Genomic DNA, 22,093 nt, shown 5'->3' with positions numbered 1-22,093 from the left:
TATAATAACAAACATATATAAAACAAAGGCAGTTTACTTATAAGTAAACTGCCTTTGTTTTTATGCTATATTTATGATTAATACATTGTATTACCGTTTTTAGACGATTTTGGTATTTGTTGTATAGCATCCCAATGTTCTATAATTTTTCCGTTAGTATCAAACCTAAAAAAATCCATGGTAATATACTGGTCATTATCAGGCCAAGTTTGGTGCGTGTGTAATGCTACTAAATCATCTTCGGCTATGCAACGTACAAATTCAATAGATTTGTTAGGGTATTCTGTCTGCATCCGATTGAAATAATCAATAAAGCCATCAAATCCATTTTCAACATCAGGATTATGCTGAATGTACTCGTTGCCCACATAAAGCTCAACGGCTTTTTTCGGGTTGCCTTCATACGCCATTTTATAAAAAGCAATGGCATTTTGTTTGTTTTGATCTAAGTTATTTGTCATTATCATCTTAGATTTTAGAAGTACCAAAAACGTCTTCCTTCATTTTCTTTTTTCTTACCACCAAATTTTTCGATTTTATAAGTAAGAGAGAACATCATATAGCGTTTAAGTACAGTGTTTTGCTGATCGTAAACAGATGTAGGTGTTATGTTTCTAGAAGTACCTAAGTTTTGGTTAAGTACGTCATAGACTTTTACTTTAAAGAGTAACTTGTCATTAAGGAAGTTGTAACCAAGGCTGGTATTCCAAAGGTAGAAATCTTTTTTAAACCCATCGCCTAAGTTGGAGTTGTAGTTGTACCCAAAGTCGTTACCAAATACAAAATGATTTGGCCAGCGCGATGTGGTTTCTAGGTTAAACCTATGGGTGCTATAGCTTGCGCCATCTATAGTATAGTTGGTGTAATTAGTTTCGTTATAACTAAAGTTATATGATGGGTTAATGGTAAGTATATCGCCATACTCCCAAGTAAAGTTTACACGTGGTGAAAGCCGTATGCTATGTGCTTCATAAGATTCACTATTTGTAAATCCTTTGTCTAAGTTGAGACCTCCACTAAACCCAATATTGTATCTAAATTTATGTTCTTCTCTTTTTACTGATTTGCTCCAGTAACCCCCAAACCAAACGTTATATGTTCCTGATACATTAGTATAAGTAGTGTTACGCTTGGCTGTATTACTAATTTCGGTGGTAGAGACTACTCTACTATCATAAACGTTACCGCCTCCATAAAAATTATAACCAGAACGTGTGGCATAATCAAAGTTTCTATAACTAGCATAAAAGTAATGACTTTTATTCGGGTCTAAATCAGGGTTTCCCGTTTGAGTATAGAGTGCATTGCTTACATCTTCTATAGGTAATACTTGACTGGCTTGAGGGAAGTCTACATTATAGTTATAGAATATATAAGTCGACTTTGATTTTGTGAATCTATAGCTTAAATATCCATCTATAGACGGTAATATGTATTGTTTGTTTACTTTATAATCAACCTCTCTATAACTTCCTTTATTATTAAAGTTTGTAATACTTGTACCTCCTGATATTGCCATACTGTACTTACTCTTGTTAATCTCTATTCCTACTGCTGGAGTGACATTATATGTATTAGAAGCCAAATAATTGGTAAGCGAATCATTTAGTCGTGTATATGCATTTGTTGTTGCGTCAAAGTTAAAGCCATCACGATTTCCTATATTACGTTCTATACCATAATTTAACTGTGTTACAAGCTTTAACGAATCAGTAATAGGTTCGGCATATTCTACAGCTATACCATACTTGTCTGTGGTTTGTTTATTATAACGTACTTGGTCTCTATTATCGTTAGTAGTGTCGCCCGTTTCATTATCATAAAAAGTAGTTATAGATTTATTAAATGCTGCGCCATCATCTACTACATTTTCGTTTTCTAACGATAGGTTAAAATAACGTCCTTTTTTATTAAAAGATTTATTATAATCTAGCGAACTGCTAAAATTTTTATTATCGCTATCGCTAAAAGTAGCGCCTTCACTTTCGTTAAGTAATATATTATCTTGGTCACGTGTTGATTGTTGTGATGTGTTTTTTGCTTTTGAATTTGATACAGCAAATTTCGGGTCGAAATAAATGGTAGAAGTAGAGTCTATTTTAAACTCAAACTGTGTGTTAAAGTTGTGGTTATATTGTTCGTTATCAGTACTCGATGACGACTCGGTAATTAAACTGTTTTCGGTATTACCATCATTATTTGTAAGGTAAGTAATTTGTTTTGTTCTGTTTTCATTTTCAGTATCAGCAGTAGTATAAAAGTAGCTTATGTTAGAATCTAGGTTCTCAATCCATTCATCGGCATAATTAACGCCTAACATATTTGAAGTTGTAATACCACTACCATTATTTCTTATGCCACTCACAATACTATAGCTGTCATTACGCCCACCGCCCATACTATCGAATATTTCGTTCATAGAGAAACCAGTAGAGTTAATATTATTGCTAGATGCAAGTACACTTATTTTACGTTTATCTTTAAAATAGTTAATAAGACCGCTACTTTCATACCTCTCGTCAGTACCATAGCCCACCATAAATTTACCAAAGAGACCTTTGTTTTTATCTTTGTCTATTGTAAGGTTTATACTAGCATTATTACCGCTTGCAGCCTGTCCTGTAAGTTCTTCTTTTTTAGTTTTAGTATCGGTTACTTGTACTTTGTCTATAATTTCGGCAGGAAGGTTTTGCAAAGCAACTTTTCCATCCTTATCAAAAAAGGGTTTCCCGTTTACTAATATTTGGTTTACCTCTTTACCATTTACTGTTATTTTCCCATCAGAGTCTATTTCTACTCCAGGGAGTTGTTTAATTAAGGCTTGTACATTGGCATCGGGTAATACCTTAAATGACGAAGCATTAAACTCTAGCGTGTCCGATTTTACTCTTATAGGTGGTACTTCACTTTCTATTACTACTTCACTCAGCTCAGTAGATAAATCTGTCATTTTTAGTGTACCAAAGTCTTTGTCTTCGGCTATACTTTCTAGCCTTTGTTTGTAATCAGTAAACCCGACAAACGATATTTTTAAATCTATAGGCTCATCTTTAACTCTTGCTCTCATTTCCCAGTTACCATTCTTATCAGAAAGCGTGTAGTTGATAACGGTTGTATCTTTTACAGAGGTTAGGTAAATGGTAGCCGATTCTAGTGGTAAATTATCAGGATCGCTTACTTTTCCTGTAAGTGTTACGTTTTGGCTGAAGCATAAAGTGGTGAATAATAATAGCAGTAAGGATAAGCCTTTTTGCATAAATGTATCATTTAGTTGGTTAGATAGTAAGGATATACCTATAAACCGCTAAATAACTTTTTTTGTTATTTCTGACGGAAATATATATCTATCGGTACACCCGAAAGATTATATATGTCTCTCATTTTATTTTCAAGATAGCGTTTGTAAGGTTCCTTTACATACTGTGGCAGGTTGCAAAAGAATACAAACTGCGGAGTAGGGGTAGGTAACTGCATACAGAACTTAATTTTTACATATTTACCTTTTAGTGCTGGTGGCGGGTTATGTTCTATAATAGGTAACATAACTTCGTTAAACTTAGAGGTAGCAATACGTTGTTTTCTGTTTTCAAAAACTTCAACAGCTGTTTCTAGTGCTTTTAGTAAACGTTGTTTGGTTATAGCAGAGACAAAAAGAATAGGCACATCGTCAAATGGTTGCAATTCTTCACGTATTTTTAGTTCATAATCACGTGTAGTCATGGTTTCTTTTTCTACCAAATCCCATTTGTTTACTAGTATAACTACACCTTTACGGTTTTTTTCGGCAAGCCAAAAAATACTTTGGTCTTGTCCTTCAAATCCGCGTGTAGCATCAATTACTAATATACATATATCACTATGTTCTATAGCTCTTACAGATCGCATTACAGAGTAGAACTCTAAGTCTTCTTTTACTTTAGCTTTACGGCGTATTCCTGCTGTATCTACTAATTTAAATTCAAACCCAAAACGATTATAGGTAGTGTCTATAGCATCGCGAGTAGTACCAGCAATATCAGTAACCACGAAACGTTCTTCGCCAATAAGAGCATTAATAAATGATGATTTACCAGCATTAGGACGTCCTACTACAGCAAAGCGAGGAAGTTCTTCGGCATTTTCATCAGGCTCTTGCGCATCAGGTAATAATTCAACTAGAGCATCTAGTAAATCTCCTGTACCAGAGCCACTCATTCCAGCAAAAGTATAGTAATCGCCAAGCCCAAGGTTGTAAAATTCTATGGCATCTTTTTCGCGCATAGCATTATCTACCTTGTTTACGGCAAGTAGTATAGGTTTAGTAACTTTGCGAAGCAGTTTAGCAACTTCCTCATCCATTGGGGTAATGCCTTCTTCTACATCTACTACAAATACAATAACATCAGCCTCGTCTATAGCAAGCTCTACCTGTCTGCGTATTTCGCCTTCAAAAACATCATCAGACCCTTTTATGTATCCTCCGGTATCTATAACCGAAAATTCTTTTCCATTCCATTCACTCTTACCATAGTTTCTGTCGCGGGTTACTCCGCTAATAGAATCTACAATAGCTTCACGACGCTGTATCAGACGGTTAAAAAAAGTCGATTTCCCTACATTGGGGCGTCCTACTATGGCTACGATATTATTCATTAACTTGTTTTAAATTTTTGCAAAAGTACGCTTTTAAGTTGTAAAGTCGAAAGTTATAAAGTCTTAAAGTTCAGTTCTAAAGGACTTTTAATTTTATGTCGATACAAACTTTAAGACTATTTATTATTATATCCGAAACGTTTTAGCTGATAGCTATTGCTTCTCCAGTTTTTATTTACTTTCACAAACATTTCTATATGTATTTGTTTGCCAAAGAATTTTTCGAGGTCTTCACGTGCTTGTATGCCTATTTTTTTTATAGCAGCACCTTTATGTCCTATTATAATTCCTTTTTGAGTATCGCGCTCTACCATAATTATGGCACGTATGCGAATGATATCGTCATCTTCTAAAAACTCCTCTGTCTCTATTTCTACAGCATAAGGTATTTCTTTATCATAATTCAATAAGATTTTTTCGCGAAGTGTCTCGTTTACAAAAAAGCGCTCTGGTTTATCTGTTAGAGCATCTTTAGGGTAAAAAGGAGGTGAATCGGGTAGTAGCTCTATAATACGGTTAAAAACTTCTTTTACATTAAAGTTTTCGAGTGCCGATATAGGATAAAGCTCTGCATTAGGAACTTTTTCTTGCCAAAGCTGTACCTGCTCTTCTAGCTGTTCTTGGCTGGATTTATCTATTTTATTAAGTAATAGTAGTACGGGTATTTTAGAATGAATTATTTTATTGAAAAAGGCTTCATCTTTAAGCTCTTTCTCTCCAATTTCTACCATGTAGATAAGTATATCTGCATCCTCAAAAGCCGATTTTACGAAATCCATCATGCTTGCCTGTAATTCATAGGCAGGTTTAATGATACCTGGAGTGTCGGATAATACTACTTGAAAATCTTCTCCGTTTACAATACCTAGTATACGGTGACGTGTGGTTTGTGCTTTACTCGTAATAATAGAAAGGCGTTCGCCTACAAACGCATTCATTAAGGTAGATTTACCTACGTTTGGATTACCAATGATGTTTACAAAGCCTGCTTTGTGTGCCATAATTCAAAAATTAAAAAACCTCTCGCTTGAGAGGTTTAAATATAATGCAAAGGTAGTGAAAAGATATTTTTAATAACCTTTCTATTTGTTTTTAAGAACTTTGATCTGTTTAAATTATTTTTTTAGACTAAAACAGTCCATCATCATCTTATAAAGTTTAGGATGTTTCCTTTTTAATAAATCAGGACGCTCGAAAAAATATTCTGAAGCTACAGCAAAAAATTCGGCTTGTTTTGTTCCGCCATACTCTCTTATGTCTGATTTGTCATTATTTATAGCTTCCATTTTTTCATGAATTATATTTAACCAAGGAATTGCATATTGATGAGTCAATAATATTTTGGGTACACCGTCAATACTACCGTCCATCTTGTCAATTAAATGTACAAACTCATGAATACCAGTGTTATTTTTGTCAGTTGTATTCATAAATCCATGATGTAATGCTTTTCTAGATAGTATCATTTTATTCTCAAATCTACCATTGCCCACCAGTCCACCAATATTTCGTGATTCGGCAGTATCAGCAAAATCAAGGTCTTTATTAAAATAATCAGGATATAATAAAACACCACTTAAATTATTATAATGCCAGTCATCGAAACCAAAAACAGGAATTACGGCACTAGATGCAATTAGTATTTTATCTAGGTCGGTTATTTCGAGTTCTACACCATCAATATAAACTTCACTGAGAAATTTCATAATACGCTGCTGGAATACAATTTGTTTATCTTTTGGTAGCTTACGGTAGTAAATTACGTTGTCGAGTAGCAGGTTATGCCAAGCTGCTGGAAAAGGTTGTACAGTTTGACGTTTTGTGTTTTTATAAATATAAACTCCTAAGAGCAGGAATGCTCCTAATGATATATAGAATTCCATGTGGTAAATTATTAGCTTGTAAAGGTAGTAATAGCATTATTTTTTAAGAGCTATGTGTAAAATAAAAAAAATACTGAAATCATAATAATTTCAGGTTTTTCCTTAGTAGTGAGAGCTGGAATCGAATCAATAGTCTTTGGTTATGAGTTTTATAAAGTCTTAGAGTATGGTTCTTATTGTTAATTTTTAGTAAAAACACTCAAGATTATATTCAGCTAAGATGAGGTATATGTGCTGGTTTTCGATAGATTACATTTTTATTTCTAAAAATAATAGATAGGCTAGATGCGATAAATAACTATTTTTGCACAAATATCTAAAAACTATAAAAATTACAGTTACAATGAAAAAGAATTACTTATTATTTATTTTTTCTTTTATAGCCTACTTTGCTAATGCCCAAGCACCTTTTATAACTACTTGGCAAGTGCAAGATGATAATTTAACTATTTATGTTCCAATATTAGAAGATGATGCTATACCTGATAGTTATACTATTGACTTTGGAGATGGTAATGTATTAACCAATCAGTCAAGTACAACTTCTCATACTTATACTAGCGAAGGGATTTATACAGTAACTATTTCAGGAGATTTTAGCAGAATAAGATTTTACCAAGGTAATGAGAATTCTTATTCTAATGAAATTTTGACAATAGAGCAATGGGGCGATATACAATGGACTAATATGGAAAACGCTTTTTACGACTGTACTAACCTAACCATTGCAGCTACAGATATACCTGATTTAAGCCAAGTAACTGATATGGGTTCTATGTTTTATAACTGCCACTCTCTTAACCAGCCTTTAAATGATTGGGATGTCTCTAATGTGACAGATATGTATGGTGTGTTTTATAATGCTAGTTCCTTTAATCAACCCTTAAACAATTGGGATGTTTCTAATGTTACTAACATGTGGCGTATGTTTAAAGAAGCTAGTTCTTTTAATCAGCCTTTAAACAATTGGGATGTATCTAGTGTGACCAATATGTCAAGTATGTTTTGGGAAGCAAGTTCCTTTGATCAACCCTTAAATAATTGGGAGGTTTCTAGTGTAACTAATATGGGGAATATGTTTTATAAAGCAAGTTCCTTTAATCAACCCTTAAATAATTGGGAGGTTTCTAGTGTGATTGATATGTCAGGTATGTTTTCTAGAGCGACTTCTTTTAATCAATCCTTAAATAATTGGGATGTTTCTAATGTAACTAATATGATGGTGATGTTTTCAGGAGCAACTTCTTTTAATGGATCTTTAAATGATTGGGATGTGTCAAATGTAATTTATATAAGCCTTATGTTTGAGGAAGCAACTTCTTTTAATCAACCTTTGGATAGTTGGGATGTTTCTAATATGACTAATCTGTCAAGTATGTTTTGGGAAGCACAAGCTTTTAATCAGCCTTTAAATGATTGGGACGTGTCTAATGTAACTAATATGTCAAGTATGTTTTCTGGCTCGGGTATTTATGAAATGTCTTTTAATCAACCTTTAAATGATTGGGATGTTTCTAATGTAACTAATATAAATAGGATGTTTGAGGGGGCAACTTCTTTTAATCGACCTTTGGATAGTTGGGATGTTTCTAATGTAACTAATATGACAAGAATGTTTTATAATGCGACTAGTTTCAATCAAGATATTTCAAACTGGACCTATAATCTGAATGTAGACTTGTCTAATATGCTTAAGGATAGTGATTTAAATGTTGATAATTATGATGCACTATTAAATCAATTTGCTCAGTTAGCTTTAGAAAACAAGAATATTGGTGCAAATGGATTAGAATATTGTGATTTTGGAGTACGTGACTATTTGATTAATGAATTAGGATGGGAAATTTCAGGAGATAGCTTAAGTGAAGATTGTGATAATAATACTCTTTCAGGAACAGTTCTTTTTGATGACGATAATAATGGCTGTGATACTGACGATATTGCTGCAGTCCATCTTATGGTTAATGCTAATAACGGAACATACAACTACGCTACAACCATTAATAGTGATGGAACATATAATTTAAATCTTCTTGAGGGTACTTATGATGTTACCCTATTAAATATACCTGACTATTTTACAGTTTCAACTGATACAGATACCGTTAACTTTACAGGTTCTGATCTTACCGAAGACTTAAGTTTCTGTTTAACTGCTACAGAAATGATCGAAGATTTAAAGGTAACCTTGTTACCTATTACAGAAGCCCGCCCAGGCTTTGAAGCCCAATATCAATTGATTGTAGAAAACATGGGGACACAAACTGTAGCCAATGCAACAGTTGCTATGATTTTCGATGATGCTATGCAAACTTTTGTAACAGCAACTCCAACAGCTACAGCGGTAACAATTAATCAGCTGACATTTACTATTGAAAATCTGCTTCCGCTTGAAAATAGGGTAATCGATATTACTATGCAGATTTTTACACCGCCTACGGTAAACGGTGGGGATATAGCTAATATTACGGCTACTATTATACCAAATGCTAATGATAATGTACCATATGATAATACATCTGCTTTAAAACAAGAAATAGTAAATTCATTTGACCCTAATGATAAACGAGTAGTACAAGGCGAACAAATTACAATTGACCAAACCGGCCATTATTTGGACTATATTATAAGATTTCAAAATACAGGTTCGGCAAGTGCTATTGCCGTAAGAGTAGAAGATGACCTGCACGAAAAGTTAGACTGGACTACTTTTAAGCCTATAAGTTCAAGTCATGACTATCGTGTAGAAATTACCGATGGTAGCCATGTTGAATTTATCTTTGAAAATATTAACTTACCTCATGAAAACGCTGATGCTGAGGGGAGCAATGGATTTATAGCTTATAAAATAAAACCAGTCGCCGATATCGCTGTAGGTGATATAATAAGTGGAGATGCAGAGATATACTTCGATTATAACCTACCTATCATCACTAACGATGCTACTACCGAAGTAATACTACCGCTTACTGATCCTCAAGATTTTTTTATTACTACTTGGCAGGTTACAAGTAATGATTTAGCTATCGAGTTTCCGATAGTAGAAGATGATGATATACCGGATAGCTATACTATTGATTTTGGAGATGGTACTGTATTAACCGGTCAATCAGGCACAGCTACTCACACCTATTCCGGTGAAGGGATTTATACAGTAACTCTTTCAGGAGATTTTAGCAGAGTAGTTTTTGGGAATTTATTAGTAAGTAATAGTTCAAAATTATTAACAATAGAACAATGGGGCGATACACAATGGACAAGCATGGAATTGGCTTTTCGTTTTTGTATTAATTTGAGTTTAAATGCGACTGATGTTCCTGATTTGAGTATGGCTACGACCACTGAAGGGATGTTTTTGAACTGTCAATCTCTTAATCAACCCCTCAATAATTGGGACGTGTCCAGTATAACAGATATGTCATATATGTTTAATTCGGCAAGTTCTTTAAATCAGCCTTTAAATGATTGGAATATTTCTAATGTAACCGATATGTCAGGTATGTTTAATGGAGCAAGTGATTTTGATCAACCATTAAATGACTGGGATGTTTCGAGTGTAACAAATATGTCGAAAATGTTTAATGGAGCACTTGATTTTAATCAATCTTTAAATGACTGGGATGTTTCTAGCGTAACAGATATGTCAGGTATGTTTGAGTTAACTATTTCCTTTAACCAACCTTTAAATAACTGGAGTGTTGCTAATGTAACCGATATGTCGGAAATGTTTAATGAAGCTGGGGATTTTAATCAATCTTTAAATGACTGGGATGTTTCGAGTGTAACAGATATGTCATATATGTTTAATCAAGCAGGTAGTTTTAATCAGCCTTTGAATAATTGGGATGTTTCTAATGTGACCAATATGGTGTTTATGTTTGGTAGGGCCTATAATTTTAATCAACCTTTGAGTAATTGGAATGTTTCTAATGTAACAAATATGTCAGAAATGTTTTATATGTCAGAAGCTTTTAATCAATCTCTGAATGATTGGGACGTGTCTAATGTTACTACTTTAGAGGGGATGTTTAGAGAAACAGCTGCTTTTAATCAGCCTTTAAATAACTGGGATGTTTCAAGTGTAATTAATATGATAGCAATGTTTTTTGAAGCATCTTCGTTTAATCAGTCTATAAATAATTGGGATGTTTCAAATGTGAAAGATATGTCATATATGTTTACAAGAGCCTATATGTTCAATCAAGATCTATCCGACTGGACTTTTAATAATAATATAAAGTTTACTTATTTTGGTTCACCGGGTCACTTTTTAGATGATACGGACTTAAATATTGATAATTATGATGCGTTATTAAATCGATTTGTAGAGTTAGGCTTAGAGAATAAGACAATAGGAGTTGATGGGTTAGAGTATTGTGATATAGAGACCCATAATGAATTAGTTGATAATAAAGGTTGGACTTTTGTAGGAGATAGTGTGGCTGAAGATTGTACGGCTAATACAGAAATTTTTGTAAATAATCAGATAGTAGTATACCCTAATCCTGTAACAGATTTCGTTTATATACAATCGTATAACTTAACAGTAGAAGAAGTGATTATATATGACCTACAAGGAAGTCAACTTATTGCTACTAAACAAAACTTAGAAACCATTAACACGGCTAATCTAAGTGCAGGGATATACCTACTATACATAAAGACAAACAAAGGGTTAGCGAAATATAAACTAGTAAAAAATTAAACAATATAAATACGATTACTCAAGAAACAAAAAGGCTTCACATATTGTGAAGCCTTTTTGTTTGGTATAGGAACAACTTTTAATTATCGTCGGGTTCGTTATATTGTGTGTGTAAAGCGTAATGTGTTTGTTTTTTAATGCTTTATAATTAGTGTGTTGTAGTTAGATACATCAAAATGTGTTCAGAATCGTGTTCAATTGATAAAAAATCACAAAGTATTTTTATCATAAAAACAACGGCTTTAGAGCAATCTAAAGCCGTTGTTAATTAAGGGGTTACCTTTTTTTACTTAGTATCGGGAACTGGACTCGAACCAGTGACCTTCGGGTTATTAGCTTTGTGGTTTATGTATTCATGAATTGTTAAATGGTTTTAAATTAATGATTTAGTGTTTTTTATGATTCATATAAATCCATTTTAAATCATTAAAAATACCAAAATGTTTAACCAATTTAACTATCTTTGATATATTCTAAACGTAGTTGTTATATGGCTTCAATTAAGGTTGTGTTAAGAAAGGAAAAAAGAAAAAAAATGGAACTTACCCTCTTGCAATTAGAATTACTCAAAATCGTAAGGTACAATACATTCACACTAATCAATCTATAGCATTAAAATATTGGGATTCTAACGAACATACTATTAAAAAATCGCATCCAAATGCTAATCGTCTAAATAGTTATTTACTCTCAAAACTAAAAGAAGCTCGAGATATTTCTCTTCAATTGGAAGAAAAAAATAATGGTGTTTCTACTCAAGATATTAAAAAAAAAGTTAAAAGAGCATCTAACAATGTTTCATTTTTTCAATTGGGAGCTGAACGTATTGAAAATAAAAATACCGCCGGAATATTTTCAGTAGCTAATGCTGAGTTGTCTATCCTATATAACATCGAAGAATTTTTAAACCATAAGAAAACAGCAACACGCCAATCTATTATAGATGATATTAAGAAGCGTAGAAGAGAACGGCTGTCGCATGCACGTAAGTACGGCAGAAATATTCCTCAAGAGATTAAATATTTCTATGGGCTTAAAAGACTAACATTTGATGAAATTGACACAGCTTTCATCACAAGATTTAAAATCTTTTGTACTTCTTATTTAGGTCAAAAAACACGTACAGTCACTAATCAACTTATTTTTATAAGGACATTATACAATCTTGCTATCAAAGAACAGATCACGGATGGTAAAAATTATCCGTTTGCTGGAGACAATGAAAAAATACGTATTGGGTCAGGGAATAAAATAGGTTTAATCAAAGCTGAAATCACCTCAATAGAGAACTTAGAATTGGAAAGAAACACAAGTATTTGGCACACCAAAAATGTATGGCTTTTCTCTTATTATTTTGCAGGAGTACGTATTTCGGATGTTCTAGAGTTAAAGTGGAATGATTTTGTTGATGATAGACTTTACTATCAAATGAACAAGAATGAAAAGCCAGTAAGTTTAAAAATTCCTGATCAAGCATTGGTGATTATAGAATATTATAAAACAGATATGTCTTCAAATGAAGATTTTGTATTTCCATTTTTGAAGAAAGCCAATCTTAAAGATCCAGAGGATGTTTTTAGAAAGAGTAGAAATGCTACAAAGCTTTTGAATAAAAACCTAAAACAGATTGCTTCCTTATGCAATATTGAGAAAAATTTATCAAATCATATAGCAAGACACAGTTTTGGAAACATTGCAGGAAGTAAAATTCATCCTAGAAAATTGCAAAAGTTATATCGACATGGAGATCTTAAAACCACATTAAATTATCAGGCTAATTTCATTCATGACGAACTGGACGAGGCTTTGGATAAGGTTTTGAATTCATAAAAATTGAATATCTGAAATGGTTTGGTGATAGTTACGTTTTCTATATGTTTTAATCGTCTAAAATACTATTTAAGTGTGGTAGGTATTACTGTGGTTTAAATAAACTTCTGAAAACAAGAATGTTATCGAAGGGTTTTCTGTTTTACATCGGAAATCATATTTCAAAAAAATGATATTAAATGGTTCATTTTGAATTAATTTGACTTTCTTTTTTTTAAAATTTGATATTTGTGAGTATAGATATTATATATAGGCTTTTTGTTTTGTAACGTACTTTCAGCATGCTTTTTTAACATACGTTTCTGGCATTCTTTCAAGAAGATTTTTACTATATTTTGTTACTTTAACAACTTTCTTACTTTCATCTATCTGCTTTGTAAGTTGTTTGTTATCCTTTATCTGTTCTTTAAACTTTGTACTATACTTAATAACACCCTTTGCAAGATAGTAAGAAATTGTGCCCGCGCTAAAACATAAATCGATAATTGGCCAGTTGGTTAAAAACCATCGTCCACCTTCTGTTTTTTTCAGTTCTTTTCGTAAAGCAGGTAAAGAGCTTGCTGTGTTTTTTATAAAAAAAAAGCTATCATTTGATAGCTTTTATATCGTTAAAATTATTCTGATTAAAACGTACCATCCGTTTCTAAATAACCGTTATTTTTTAATATATATAACAACTTTAAAGTCTCAGCATCATAATATGCAAATGCACGTTTTCCTTCAATATAATCTGCAATATTACCTTTAGAATCATATTCTATATAGTCTGCGAAAGAAAATGATATGACATATACTTCTTTTGAAACACCATCTCTTAACTCTTCGGTTTCTTTATCATAAAACTCAAATCGAGCGTCAATACTATAATCATGCTTTTCTAAAAACTTTTTTATATCATCTATTAATTTTTCTTTTATATTCATGATTTTAAAATTTAAAGTTTATCAATGTTGATGCCATTCATTTCACAATCTTTAATAATCTTATTTATATATTTTCTTGCGTTGTCTAATTCTTTTTGACTAAACTTATTCTTATTTTTAAAAATTTCGTGATAAACATAATTTTCCCTTTTATATTCTCTTATTAGTTGCTGCTCAGGACTTCCTCCTAAAGCTTTTGAACCTTTTATGATTCTTCTTTACCTAATTTTGTATATTCCTCTAGATGTTTGTATTCATGAAAAATCTCATATTCTGTCATTCCTTTTTGAACATATATCTTGTTTGTAAACGCATTAAATGCGGCCCTGTTTTCTTCCAGTAATTCATGACTTTTAGGCAAAATTACTAATTCGGTTTCCTTATTTAATGCCTTAATTTATTTATACCAGTATTGAATTCTACTTCTTCTAAGCGTAGGACTACCTAAATAACCTTTTCTACTCACAGGGACATCATCTCCCCATTTAGCTAAAAAGTCTAATTTATCAATTTCATCTGCAACTTTTCTACTCTCTTCTACTAAATCATCTATTTGCTCTACAAACTTATTATTTTTAACTTTCTTAAGTTGATTACTGTACTTTATAATACCTTTTGCGAGATAATAAGAAATTGCACCTGTATTTTATAAACACAAAAGCCCCAAATTTGGGGCTTCTTTAGGATCATAGCTTTTTTGACTATTCAAATTTTTCCCAAGATTGTGGTCCAATTATTTCTACTAACTTATGTGTATTTTCATCGAAATTAGCAAAGTAAAAGGTATTACTATCATATTTCTGTTGGGAGGTATTAACAAGATAAGATACTGTATGTAACATCCTAAAACTACCATCTATCTGTTTAGTATTTCTTAAGCCTGAATATTCAATAGATCTTTCTTGATATTTTCTGCCATTTTCTTCGAGAAAATCTTTTAGCTTTTTTGTTAATTTTTCTGCTATCATAATTTTATTACTTTGAGATTGGAATATTTCTTCTCTCTAATTGATACATAATATAATCAAAATATCTAAATGCATGAAACATTTCTTCTTGATTTAAATTGTACTTCTCTGAATTCTCTATAAGTTTATCGTAAACATATTTTTCTCTTTTGTAAACTCTAATCCAGTTTTCTGGAGTATAATCCTCCATACGAACACCTAAAAGAGCTGCATCTTTAACAAATTCGTCAAACCCTAATTTATACATTTCTTCGGCATGAAAAGACTCATGAGCCATAAAATATTCTGTAACGTCATCTTTATATTTTATAGTATTTGTATTAGGATCAAATTGTGCTAAGACTTTGGGATCATCAAAACTATCAACTCGCTGTAAATTAGTTCTATATTTTTTCTTTAGGAAAACAGCCCAATCTTCCAAATCAACTTTAGATAAAACTCTTCCTCCATACAAACCTTCTCCTACTATATTATCAACTACTTTTCTACTCTCATCAATTAACTCATCTATCTGCTCAACAAACTTATTATTTTTAACTTGTTTAAGTTGATTACTATACTTAACAATACCCTTTGCAAGATAGTAAGAAATTGTTCCCGCGCTTACACACAAACTTATAATCGGCCAATAAGAAAGAAACCATCTTCCTCCCTCAGTTTTTTCAAGCTCTTTTCGTACGGCTGGTAAAAAAGTTGCTATATTAACGGTACTTATAGTAATATCTGCTATTGCAAATAAACGGGCAGCACCTTTTGCTCCGGCGGTTAATGTTCCCCCACTTAGCGCAATACTAATAACATCGGCAGTAATGGAGGCTGCTAATTTTACATCATCCCACTCGGCTTTATCGCCTAAATATTTACCGTAAAGTGCTATGGTTGGTTCAGCCTCTGTTGCGCCGATAGCCGGGTTATACCTTTTAATATAAATAAGGTCTAACGGATGAAATTGGTTGGACTGGTTACCATTATTGTTAATTTCAACATCATTAAACAAAAAAGATATAGCACTCGGGTTGGGTACAGGTCCTGAAAAAGCCAATCCTGACAGGTCGATTTCATTAGTCAGCTCTACCTTTCCTTTCTCATCACCATATAATATGTTGGTTTCTATATGGGCCTCATCTTTAATTTCAAATACCCTGGCATTTTTAATGGCTTTTTCTACTTCCTGAATAGAATTATACCTATACTGTATAGTAATAAAGGTAAGGTACAGGCAAAACTGCGTAATTAAACCTTCGTTATCAAAACCTCTGTAAAGCGTAATAAGCCTGCCGGGGGTAGCGTTGAAATAGTTGTAAACCTGTTCAGAATTTAATTTTGATAGTACATTAATTATCGCCTTGGTTGTATCATGCCCTACGGGCAGCCTTGTGTCCCAATAACTAAGTTTAAATATATTATCAATAGTCTGATTAAAGTCTAGGCTTACTATTACAAATGCAGGCATATTTTCATACAGCCAATCCAGTTTACGGAACTTCGGATGGTTATCCTCATATTCTCCATCTACATCGCTTTCCTTGCTTATTTTTTCCAGTGCATTTATAAAAGTTGATCTTACTATGTCATAAAGTTTTTGAGGAGTTTCATATCCGCAAAGCTTCAGCATCGATTGAAAATCTTCAAAACTTGAAGAAGAAATAGTAAAAGCAATTTCTCCGTTATTATTGTCTTCTTTAACCCGCTCTTCGCCTACATAATAAAAATGAAGTTTGTAATATATTGATTCGTCAAGATTAAATTTAAATTCAACTCTCCCCGTAAAATCCTCCTCCGAATCAAATCTGATATTAACAATGCCTATTTCTTCGTTTAGTTTTCCTTCAAGTCTCAATTCTTTTTCAATAAATCTACCCTCATTTATCTTTAAAGGAATCTCTGTTTCAAATGTTTTTTTTGTAGTCAAGTCAGGTGAAGATTCCGGCAATCCCGCTATAGGGATATATTCTTTAAATTTAGGATATATAAGGTCAGCTATAACACTGATTGGGTTTACTACCCTCCTTGTAATAGTACCAATGAATTTCCTGGCATCAAATTCCGCATCTCTATTAGCTTCAATAAAGTCAATTAGCTTTGGAAAATCTATATTTTTAGAAGTATATACTGTTGAATGAAATATACTTTTTTTACCAAAAGGGGAATTGTTTAGAGCATGCTCATTAGTTGTCTCCCGAATACTTCTATAACCTTGTGTATCCTCGAAAGGGTTATTACTGCTAAGTCCTAAGCCCAAACTCTCGAATGAAGGGAACTCACTACTGGAATTGAAAAAAGACTGGTTTTCTCCGCTAAAAATATCATCAAAATTACTCACTGTTCATTAAATTATTTTCCGGATATATTTCAACCCAGTGTTTTTGATATTTAAAAAATGTATCCGCTCCCTTGTTATCAGTTACTTTAAGGTCTATATGATAACCAAGCTCTGTAGTCCATACTTTAGTATTAACAATAGGGAAACGGCAAACAATTAATATATCCCAGTCTTTGCCATCCAGTGCAGTACCCCATTGGCTATAAGGAGTGCGTGCCCTGCTGCCGTAAAGGTATATATTATATACAGGGGATATTACTTCTATTTTCTGTTTAAGTTCGCCAAAAAGGTATGGCAGCACCTTATCGGGCTGCCATATTAAATCATTTCTTTTCAGGCTCATATTTTAAACTTGTCTATTGGTAATAAGGTGTTTAGTTCAAAATCCTGTATCTGAACTCCTGACTTGTCCATTAGTCGTCCCGTTACGTTATAATCACCATATATTATCCTCACATTTCCATTACTTGTAATAACCCTTAATACATCATAAGGAACATCAAAACCACCATATGAGTCTTTTTTGGTAAATACAAAGTCGGGTATAATGGCAGTATCTATTGTAAACTTAATTCCATCAGGATTATTAAAACCATCAGAGTTATCAACAAATACCTGTTGTGCTTCTACACCGTTTATAGCCGAAAGCTGTTGGGCAAGTTGCTCGTAAACTATTGATACGCTATCTTCTGGCTGCCACGAGGCATCGCGATCTATAGCTATATTTTGTCCCATACATTCATATCTTCTTGGGAAGTAACCATCGTCATCATAAGTACTAACCCTATAAGCACTACCATCAGCTACATTTAAATGGTCAAGGTCGTGAAATATAAATTGTATTTTTGCGGTTTGCTCTTCATTACCCAATTGTGCATTGGTAATTTCAAAGTTAGAATTGCATGGTATTACAGTACCTGGTTCAAATTCATCTTCTTCACCACAATTACAAGGCAATGCTTTTTCTACCTTTAAGCCAATACTGTCAGCTTGCAGTATAGTAAGTGTAGTAGGCAGCCTTGTTATCCATGCTTTCCCTTCTTTTTTAGGAGGTTCCTCTCTTGTTACTTCATCTACCAAATCCAGATACAGAGGGTCTCCAATAGTAGGTACTGTACCACCGTTCCAGATAAAACCTGTAGTCAGGTATAGAGCAGCCGCCTTTTCAAAACCGGGTCTTACTGTAACCACAACCCTTGCCATACCCGCCTGCATGAAGCTGCGGTAGAGAGGATCGTCACTTTTGTCAAATTGGTACATTTTAGACCAGTTATCGCGTTTGCCCCAAAAATAAGGATAGAAGTTGTATGAAATTATATCCCACTCAAATGCCTGTTCTAAGAATTTAACCGTATTCGTATAAGTATCCAGCCCCTGGCTAAGGTTTACTTCAAAGTTTCCGAAAGAATCTCCTGTTGTCATACTAGCACCATAGGAAAATCCTCCTCCTATTTGTCTTATAAGATAGGATATACAATTTTTACGTAAAACTAAATTTTCGATTTGTCTGTAAAATCCTGGATTGGTTTTTATTTCCTCTTGAACTACATTTTTGTTTTTTTCAATTCTTTCGTTATATTCAGCTAATTTAGCTTCATAAGCATCCATTATAGCTTTAAAAGTTCTCATTTCCCAAGCTTCCTTTGCTTCTTGAGTTAGATAACAGCTCAGGGTAACAGAAACATCTCCCGCGACATGGTTTCCTAACGTAAATGAAACAGGAACTTCATTGACATAATTAGAATTTATGAAAGAATCAGTATTTGCTGCGAAATTTACATTGCTAAGTATCAGAAGCTTGGTTGGTGAAATCAATGCATTATAGTTTGTACTATTACCAACTGTAAGAGATATTAAGCTACCGCTCCTATCACCATCTTTTATTGCATTATATATACCCTTGGCAGATGAAACTTTATAGCCTTCGGGAACAGTAATTTTACCATTACCGGAACTACCTTCTGTACTTGATATTTTACTTTCCCCTGTATTATATTTTACACTAAATGATTCTCCTACGGTTATATTTTCTGCCGGTACCGGTTCAATAACAGCATTATAGTATTGAGCCCAATATTGGGCATAAGTCCAAAAATCACTGAAATTAACTGAAGGGCCATACTTCAATGTTGTTCTAGGGTCTGGAGGAGTCTGAAGTATACCTTCACTATTGCTACCTTCTCCATTAGTTGGAATTAGACCCAATGTGTGTAATTCAGCAGGGTCTGGTATCATGAATTCAAGCATCATACGCTTGCCGTAATTCCATATCTGATTTTTGTATAATTTATCTACCCAACGATAAACTCCCACAACATGTTGACTCCCAAAGCGATTATCAAACCCATGCTTATTGTTCTCTTCATACTCTTCTATAATCTTAGAAATCCGCTCTTCTTTCACTTTGGAAACTATTCTATCCGTAGCGCGTTCTGTAATCTCCTGGGCAGTTGTTTCGGCGATACGGGTACTATCAGTCTGGGATGTATTAGTAGCATAAGAAAGACCTGCAGATACTGAAAAGCCACCTTTCCCATCGTATCTGGAATTTACAGAGGTACCTAAATCTTGAGATTCAGAGATTACTTTGCTTATTTCTGATTGTAACTCATGACGATTTGTAGTAGTTGTGTCAGTTAGTCTTTCCTGTTCCGTTTCATTACTAATCGTAGTCGTATCTTCAGTTCTCCTCAACATTCGGGTAGCTCGCTCTTTATATTCACGCGCCATAATATTTTCTATGTGCGAGATTTCTCCTTCAACATAACACTGGACAGTTTGTTCTACTTTTAGGTAGTCTGCCACCCCGAGATCTCTAAATCCAAACTTACTAGGTACAAAAGGTGGATTAGTATTTACCTCATTATACGCAGGATCAGTACCCAGAGCGGTACCTGAAGTACAGACTGTCATTTCAGCATCAATATTTTCAATATTTCTTATACTCCCATTAGTGAAAACAATTTTGAAATCAAGAACATCATTATCATCTCCTCCAAGTTGAGATATTGGATAGTTGTAGAAGCTTTGTAATGATAAAACCCCATTATTATAAGTCGCTGCTGGTGCATTAATAGATACCTGATATGTACTATCACTAGGCTTTGTAACCGTTACTACAATTTTGAGTACTTGCCACGTATTATTGGGTACACCAATGGTTAATGTAAAGATATTATATATTTGATGTACCCTTGTAGCACATAAATTAAAGCTGTCAGGAGTCATTCGCGAGCCTTTGTTTATGGAGTAATCATAGCCTGCAAAATTAACTGTCGTATTAAGAGGGTAAATATTTCCGACAAGCTCTGTGCTTGCATTTCTTCTTGCAGATTCTACTTCAGGATAAATACTATTATATGTTGGATAGGATTTTAAGATATCACTTCTTCCCTCGGGTGTATCATTCTCAAAATCATATCCTAAAACATCCAATAGTACATTAAAGCTTTTTTCAGTCAATTCCTCCTCCATTTTAGCTGAAGTAATTTCATCTTCATGAGAGAACGAAAATTCCGGTAATGATGGATAAGGCACATAAGCAGGTTGGTGGCATGGGTTTTTAGGATCGTAAGGAATATCAGAACTCTGAGCCGAACAGTAAGCCTGTTTGGCATCTTCAAGATCTTGATGGTACTTTTCGAGTGTAGGGGCTATATTTTCTTCATATTGTTTATATGCCTGACCATAAGCAGCTGAATAGGACTCTCGATATTTACTTTCTGAACGATTCAGTTCTTTGGTTAATCCATCATAATTTTCAATTCTCATTTTAGCACTACCAACTATTATTTGGGACTTTAAAAAGCCCATTGGTATATTTGGTTGATTTTTTTTTGGTGTCTCTGAATCTGAATCTGCTTTAATATAATCTGCAAAAAGCTCAGAAGGTAATGTCAATTTTGCATTTACCACCTCTCTGTTATAATCTGCAGCGTGTTCAATATCAGTATCTACTAATCTGTAAGCATGATCAGCAAGCAGCATTTGCGAAATAGCTTCTTTTACATAAAAAGATTTTTGGGTTACAGCCTGATAATAAAGGTTGTCCCACATTGTTTCCAATTCCTGAGAAGTTAACCCTTTCGATACTTTATCATATTCATTAACTAGGTCTGTATCGTTATAACTTTTCTTATTTCGTGCCAGCCATTCTGAAAAATTATATAAACTTTCGGACATGCTCTTAACCCTCTCTACTGATTCATAAGGAGAAGGAAAACTTTCGGCAGCTTGCCTCATTGCGAGGGCTTTAATTGTCCCTGAGGGTTCATTTCCCAGGGCAGTAAAAAAATAGCCTTGGTTCGGCGAAGTTGGATACTTTGTGGCTCTTTCCGGTTCTTTCTGAAGTTGTGGGCTTCTATGCTTAACAAACCTGAACAGTGTACTAGTGATCGGATGTTCCATAATTAATTAATTAGTTATTAAATAAAATATAACTTCTATATGTTAGATTTTATTGCTATTAATTACGAGTGTATTATTCTTTTATAAATTACATTTTTGATCTGTTATGTTAATGTTAATTTATTTAAATTAAGCGTTATACTACTTTAGAAAAGTAAAGTTTAAAAAAATACCCAATAGCAGGTATTTCTACATATATATGTTTATTTTTTGTTAAGATAATTAATATTAAAAAACAATTAATTAATGATAATGGATTGTATGAAAATAAAATTTTTAATGCCTAGTTTGAATTCTCTATAAAAGTATTCTATCTTTTCTAGAAAAGAAATATTGTTAGTATTCTTACCTGTGTTAAGGTCTTTTTTCAGCATAGATATGATATACATCTTGGACTAATACTTTTAGATAAAAAAAGTATT

The 22,093-nt window shown here is 33.2% G+C and carries 14 protein-coding genes and 1 pseudogene; 3 read left to right on the top strand and 12 right to left on the bottom strand.

Translation table 11 applies throughout. The annotated features are described in order from the left end of the window. Positions 1-77: 77 nt before the first annotated feature. The 5 genes from DVK85_RS01675 to DVK85_RS01655 form a co-directional block, all read right to left on the bottom strand. Positions 78-461, bottom strand: a complete 384-nt coding sequence (locus DVK85_RS01675; protein WP_114676773.1) for a nuclear transport factor 2 family protein — start codon at positions 459-461, stop codon at positions 78-80. Between the two features lie 14 nt (positions 462-475). Further along, positions 476-3,256 (bottom strand): outer membrane beta-barrel protein, encoded by a 2,781-nt coding sequence (locus tag DVK85_RS01670; protein WP_114676772.1) that lies wholly within the window; start codon positions 3,254-3,256, stop codon positions 476-478. A gap of 65 nt (positions 3,257-3,321) precedes the next feature. Continuing rightward, positions 3,322-4,632 carry a ribosome biogenesis GTPase Der gene (gene der, locus DVK85_RS01665; RefSeq protein ID WP_114676771.1) on the bottom strand — a complete coding sequence of 437 codons (1,311 nt, stop codon included), beginning with the start codon at positions 4,630-4,632 and terminating at the stop codon, positions 3,322-3,324. Positions 4,633-4,748: 116 nt separating this feature from the next. Next, positions 4,749-5,633 (bottom strand): GTPase Era, encoded by an 885-nt coding sequence (gene era / locus DVK85_RS01660; protein WP_114676770.1) that lies wholly within the window; start codon positions 5,631-5,633, stop codon positions 4,749-4,751. 114 nt (positions 5,634-5,747) lie between these two features. Continuing rightward, complete coding sequence (locus DVK85_RS01655) at positions 5,748-6,515, bottom strand: M90 family metallopeptidase (protein ID WP_114676769.1); 768 nt, start codon at positions 6,513-6,515, stop codon at positions 5,748-5,750. A gap of 343 nt (positions 6,516-6,858) precedes the next feature. Between DVK85_RS01655 and DVK85_RS01650 the strand changes: the two genes are divergently transcribed. The 3 genes and pseudogenes from DVK85_RS01650 (at position 6,859) to DVK85_RS01645 (ending at position 13,050) form a co-directional block, all read left to right on the top strand. Beyond that, positions 6,859-11,220: a BspA family leucine-rich repeat surface protein gene (locus tag DVK85_RS01650; protein WP_114676768.1), complete on the top strand. Its 4,362-nt coding sequence runs from the start codon at positions 6,859-6,861 to the stop codon at positions 11,218-11,220. Between the two features lie 555 nt (positions 11,221-11,775). After that, positions 11,776-11,928 (top strand): annotated as a pseudogene (locus DVK85_RS13625) (Arm DNA-binding domain-containing protein); the annotation flags it as partial. An 18-nt stretch (positions 11,929-11,946) separates the two neighbouring features. Then, a complete protein-coding gene (locus DVK85_RS01645; RefSeq protein WP_240339589.1) occupies positions 11,947-13,050 on the top strand; it encodes a tyrosine-type recombinase/integrase in 1,104 nt (367 codons plus the stop codon). Positions 13,051-13,673: 623 nt separating this feature from the next. Here DVK85_RS01645 and DVK85_RS01640 read toward each other — a convergent pair. From DVK85_RS01640 to DVK85_RS01610, 7 genes are all read right to left on the bottom strand, one after another. Then, complete coding sequence (locus tag DVK85_RS01640; RefSeq protein WP_114676767.1) at positions 13,674-13,973, bottom strand: hypothetical protein; 300 nt, start codon at positions 13,971-13,973, stop codon at positions 13,674-13,676. Between the two features lie 11 nt (positions 13,974-13,984). Continuing rightward, positions 13,985-14,137 carry a zincin-like metallopeptidase toxin domain-containing protein gene (locus DVK85_RS13710; RefSeq protein ID WP_394338173.1) on the bottom strand — a complete coding sequence of 51 codons (153 nt, stop codon included), beginning with the start codon at positions 14,135-14,137 and terminating at the stop codon, positions 13,985-13,987. 41 nt (positions 14,138-14,178) lie between these two features. Next, positions 14,179-14,334: a zincin-like metallopeptidase toxin domain-containing protein gene (locus DVK85_RS13705; RefSeq protein ID WP_162845316.1), complete on the bottom strand. Its 156-nt coding sequence runs from the start codon at positions 14,332-14,334 to the stop codon at positions 14,179-14,181. A gap of 340 nt (positions 14,335-14,674) precedes the next feature. Then, on the bottom strand, positions 14,675-14,941 hold the full coding sequence (locus tag DVK85_RS01625) for a hypothetical protein (protein WP_114676765.1): 267 nt from the start codon (positions 14,939-14,941) through the stop codon (positions 14,675-14,677). 7 nt (positions 14,942-14,948) lie between these two features. Beyond that, entirely contained in the window at positions 14,949-17,264 is a 2,316-nt protein-coding gene (locus DVK85_RS01620; protein WP_114676764.1) for a zincin-like metallopeptidase toxin domain-containing protein, read from the bottom strand. Beyond that, the gene (locus DVK85_RS01615; RefSeq protein WP_114676763.1) at positions 17,257-17,607 is read right to left on the bottom strand and encodes a nucleotidyltransferase domain-containing protein; all 351 of its coding nucleotides are present in this window, start codon (positions 17,605-17,607) and stop codon (positions 17,257-17,259) included. The genes DVK85_RS01620 and DVK85_RS01615 overlap by 8 nt, the downstream gene beginning before the upstream one ends. Continuing rightward, positions 17,604-21,671, bottom strand: a complete 4,068-nt coding sequence (locus tag DVK85_RS01610) for a hypothetical protein (protein WP_114676762.1) — start codon at positions 21,669-21,671, stop codon at positions 17,604-17,606. The genes DVK85_RS01615 and DVK85_RS01610 overlap by 4 nt, the downstream gene beginning before the upstream one ends. Positions 21,672-22,093: the final 422 nt, after the last annotated feature.

Source organism: Flavobacterium arcticum, from assembly GCF_003344925.1.
GTDB lineage: Bacteria > Bacteroidota > Bacteroidia > Flavobacteriales > Flavobacteriaceae > Flavobacterium > Flavobacterium arcticum.
The sequence above is the reverse complement of the archived record's forward strand: the minus strand, read 5'-3'. Positions and strand labels throughout refer to the sequence as shown.

Bases quoted from the DNA above. Each gene is read 5' to 3' on its own strand.
- DVK85_RS01675 (WP_114676773.1), bottom strand. From the start codon at position 461: ATGACAAATAACTTAGATCAAAACAAACAAAATGCCATTGCTTTTTAT.
- DVK85_RS01670 (WP_114676772.1), bottom strand. From the start codon at position 3,256: ATGCAAAAAGGCTTATCCTTACTGCTATTATTATTCACCACTTTATGC.
- der (WP_114676771.1), bottom strand. From the start codon at position 4,632: ATGAATAATATCGTAGCCATAGTAGGACGCCCCAATGTAGGGAAATCG.
- era (WP_114676770.1), bottom strand. From the start codon at position 5,633: ATGGCACACAAAGCAGGCTTTGTAAACATCATTGGTAATCCAAACGTA.
- DVK85_RS01655 (WP_114676769.1), bottom strand. From the start codon at position 6,515: ATGGAATTCTATATATCATTAGGAGCATTCCTGCTCTTAGGAGTTTAT.
- DVK85_RS01650 (WP_114676768.1), top strand. From the start codon at position 6,859: ATGAAAAAGAATTACTTATTATTTATTTTTTCTTTTATAGCCTACTTT.
- DVK85_RS01640 (WP_114676767.1), bottom strand. From the start codon at position 13,973: ATGAATATAAAAGAAAAATTAATAGATGATATAAAAAAGTTTTTAGAA.
- DVK85_RS01625 (WP_114676765.1), bottom strand. From the start codon at position 14,941: ATGATAGCAGAAAAATTAACAAAAAAGCTAAAAGATTTTCTCGAAGAA.
- DVK85_RS01615 (WP_114676763.1), bottom strand. From the start codon at position 17,607: ATGAGCCTGAAAAGAAATGATTTAATATGGCAGCCCGATAAGGTGCTG.
- DVK85_RS01610 (WP_114676762.1), bottom strand. From the start codon at position 21,671: ATGGAACATCCGATCACTAGTACACTGTTCAGGTTTGTTAAGCATAGA.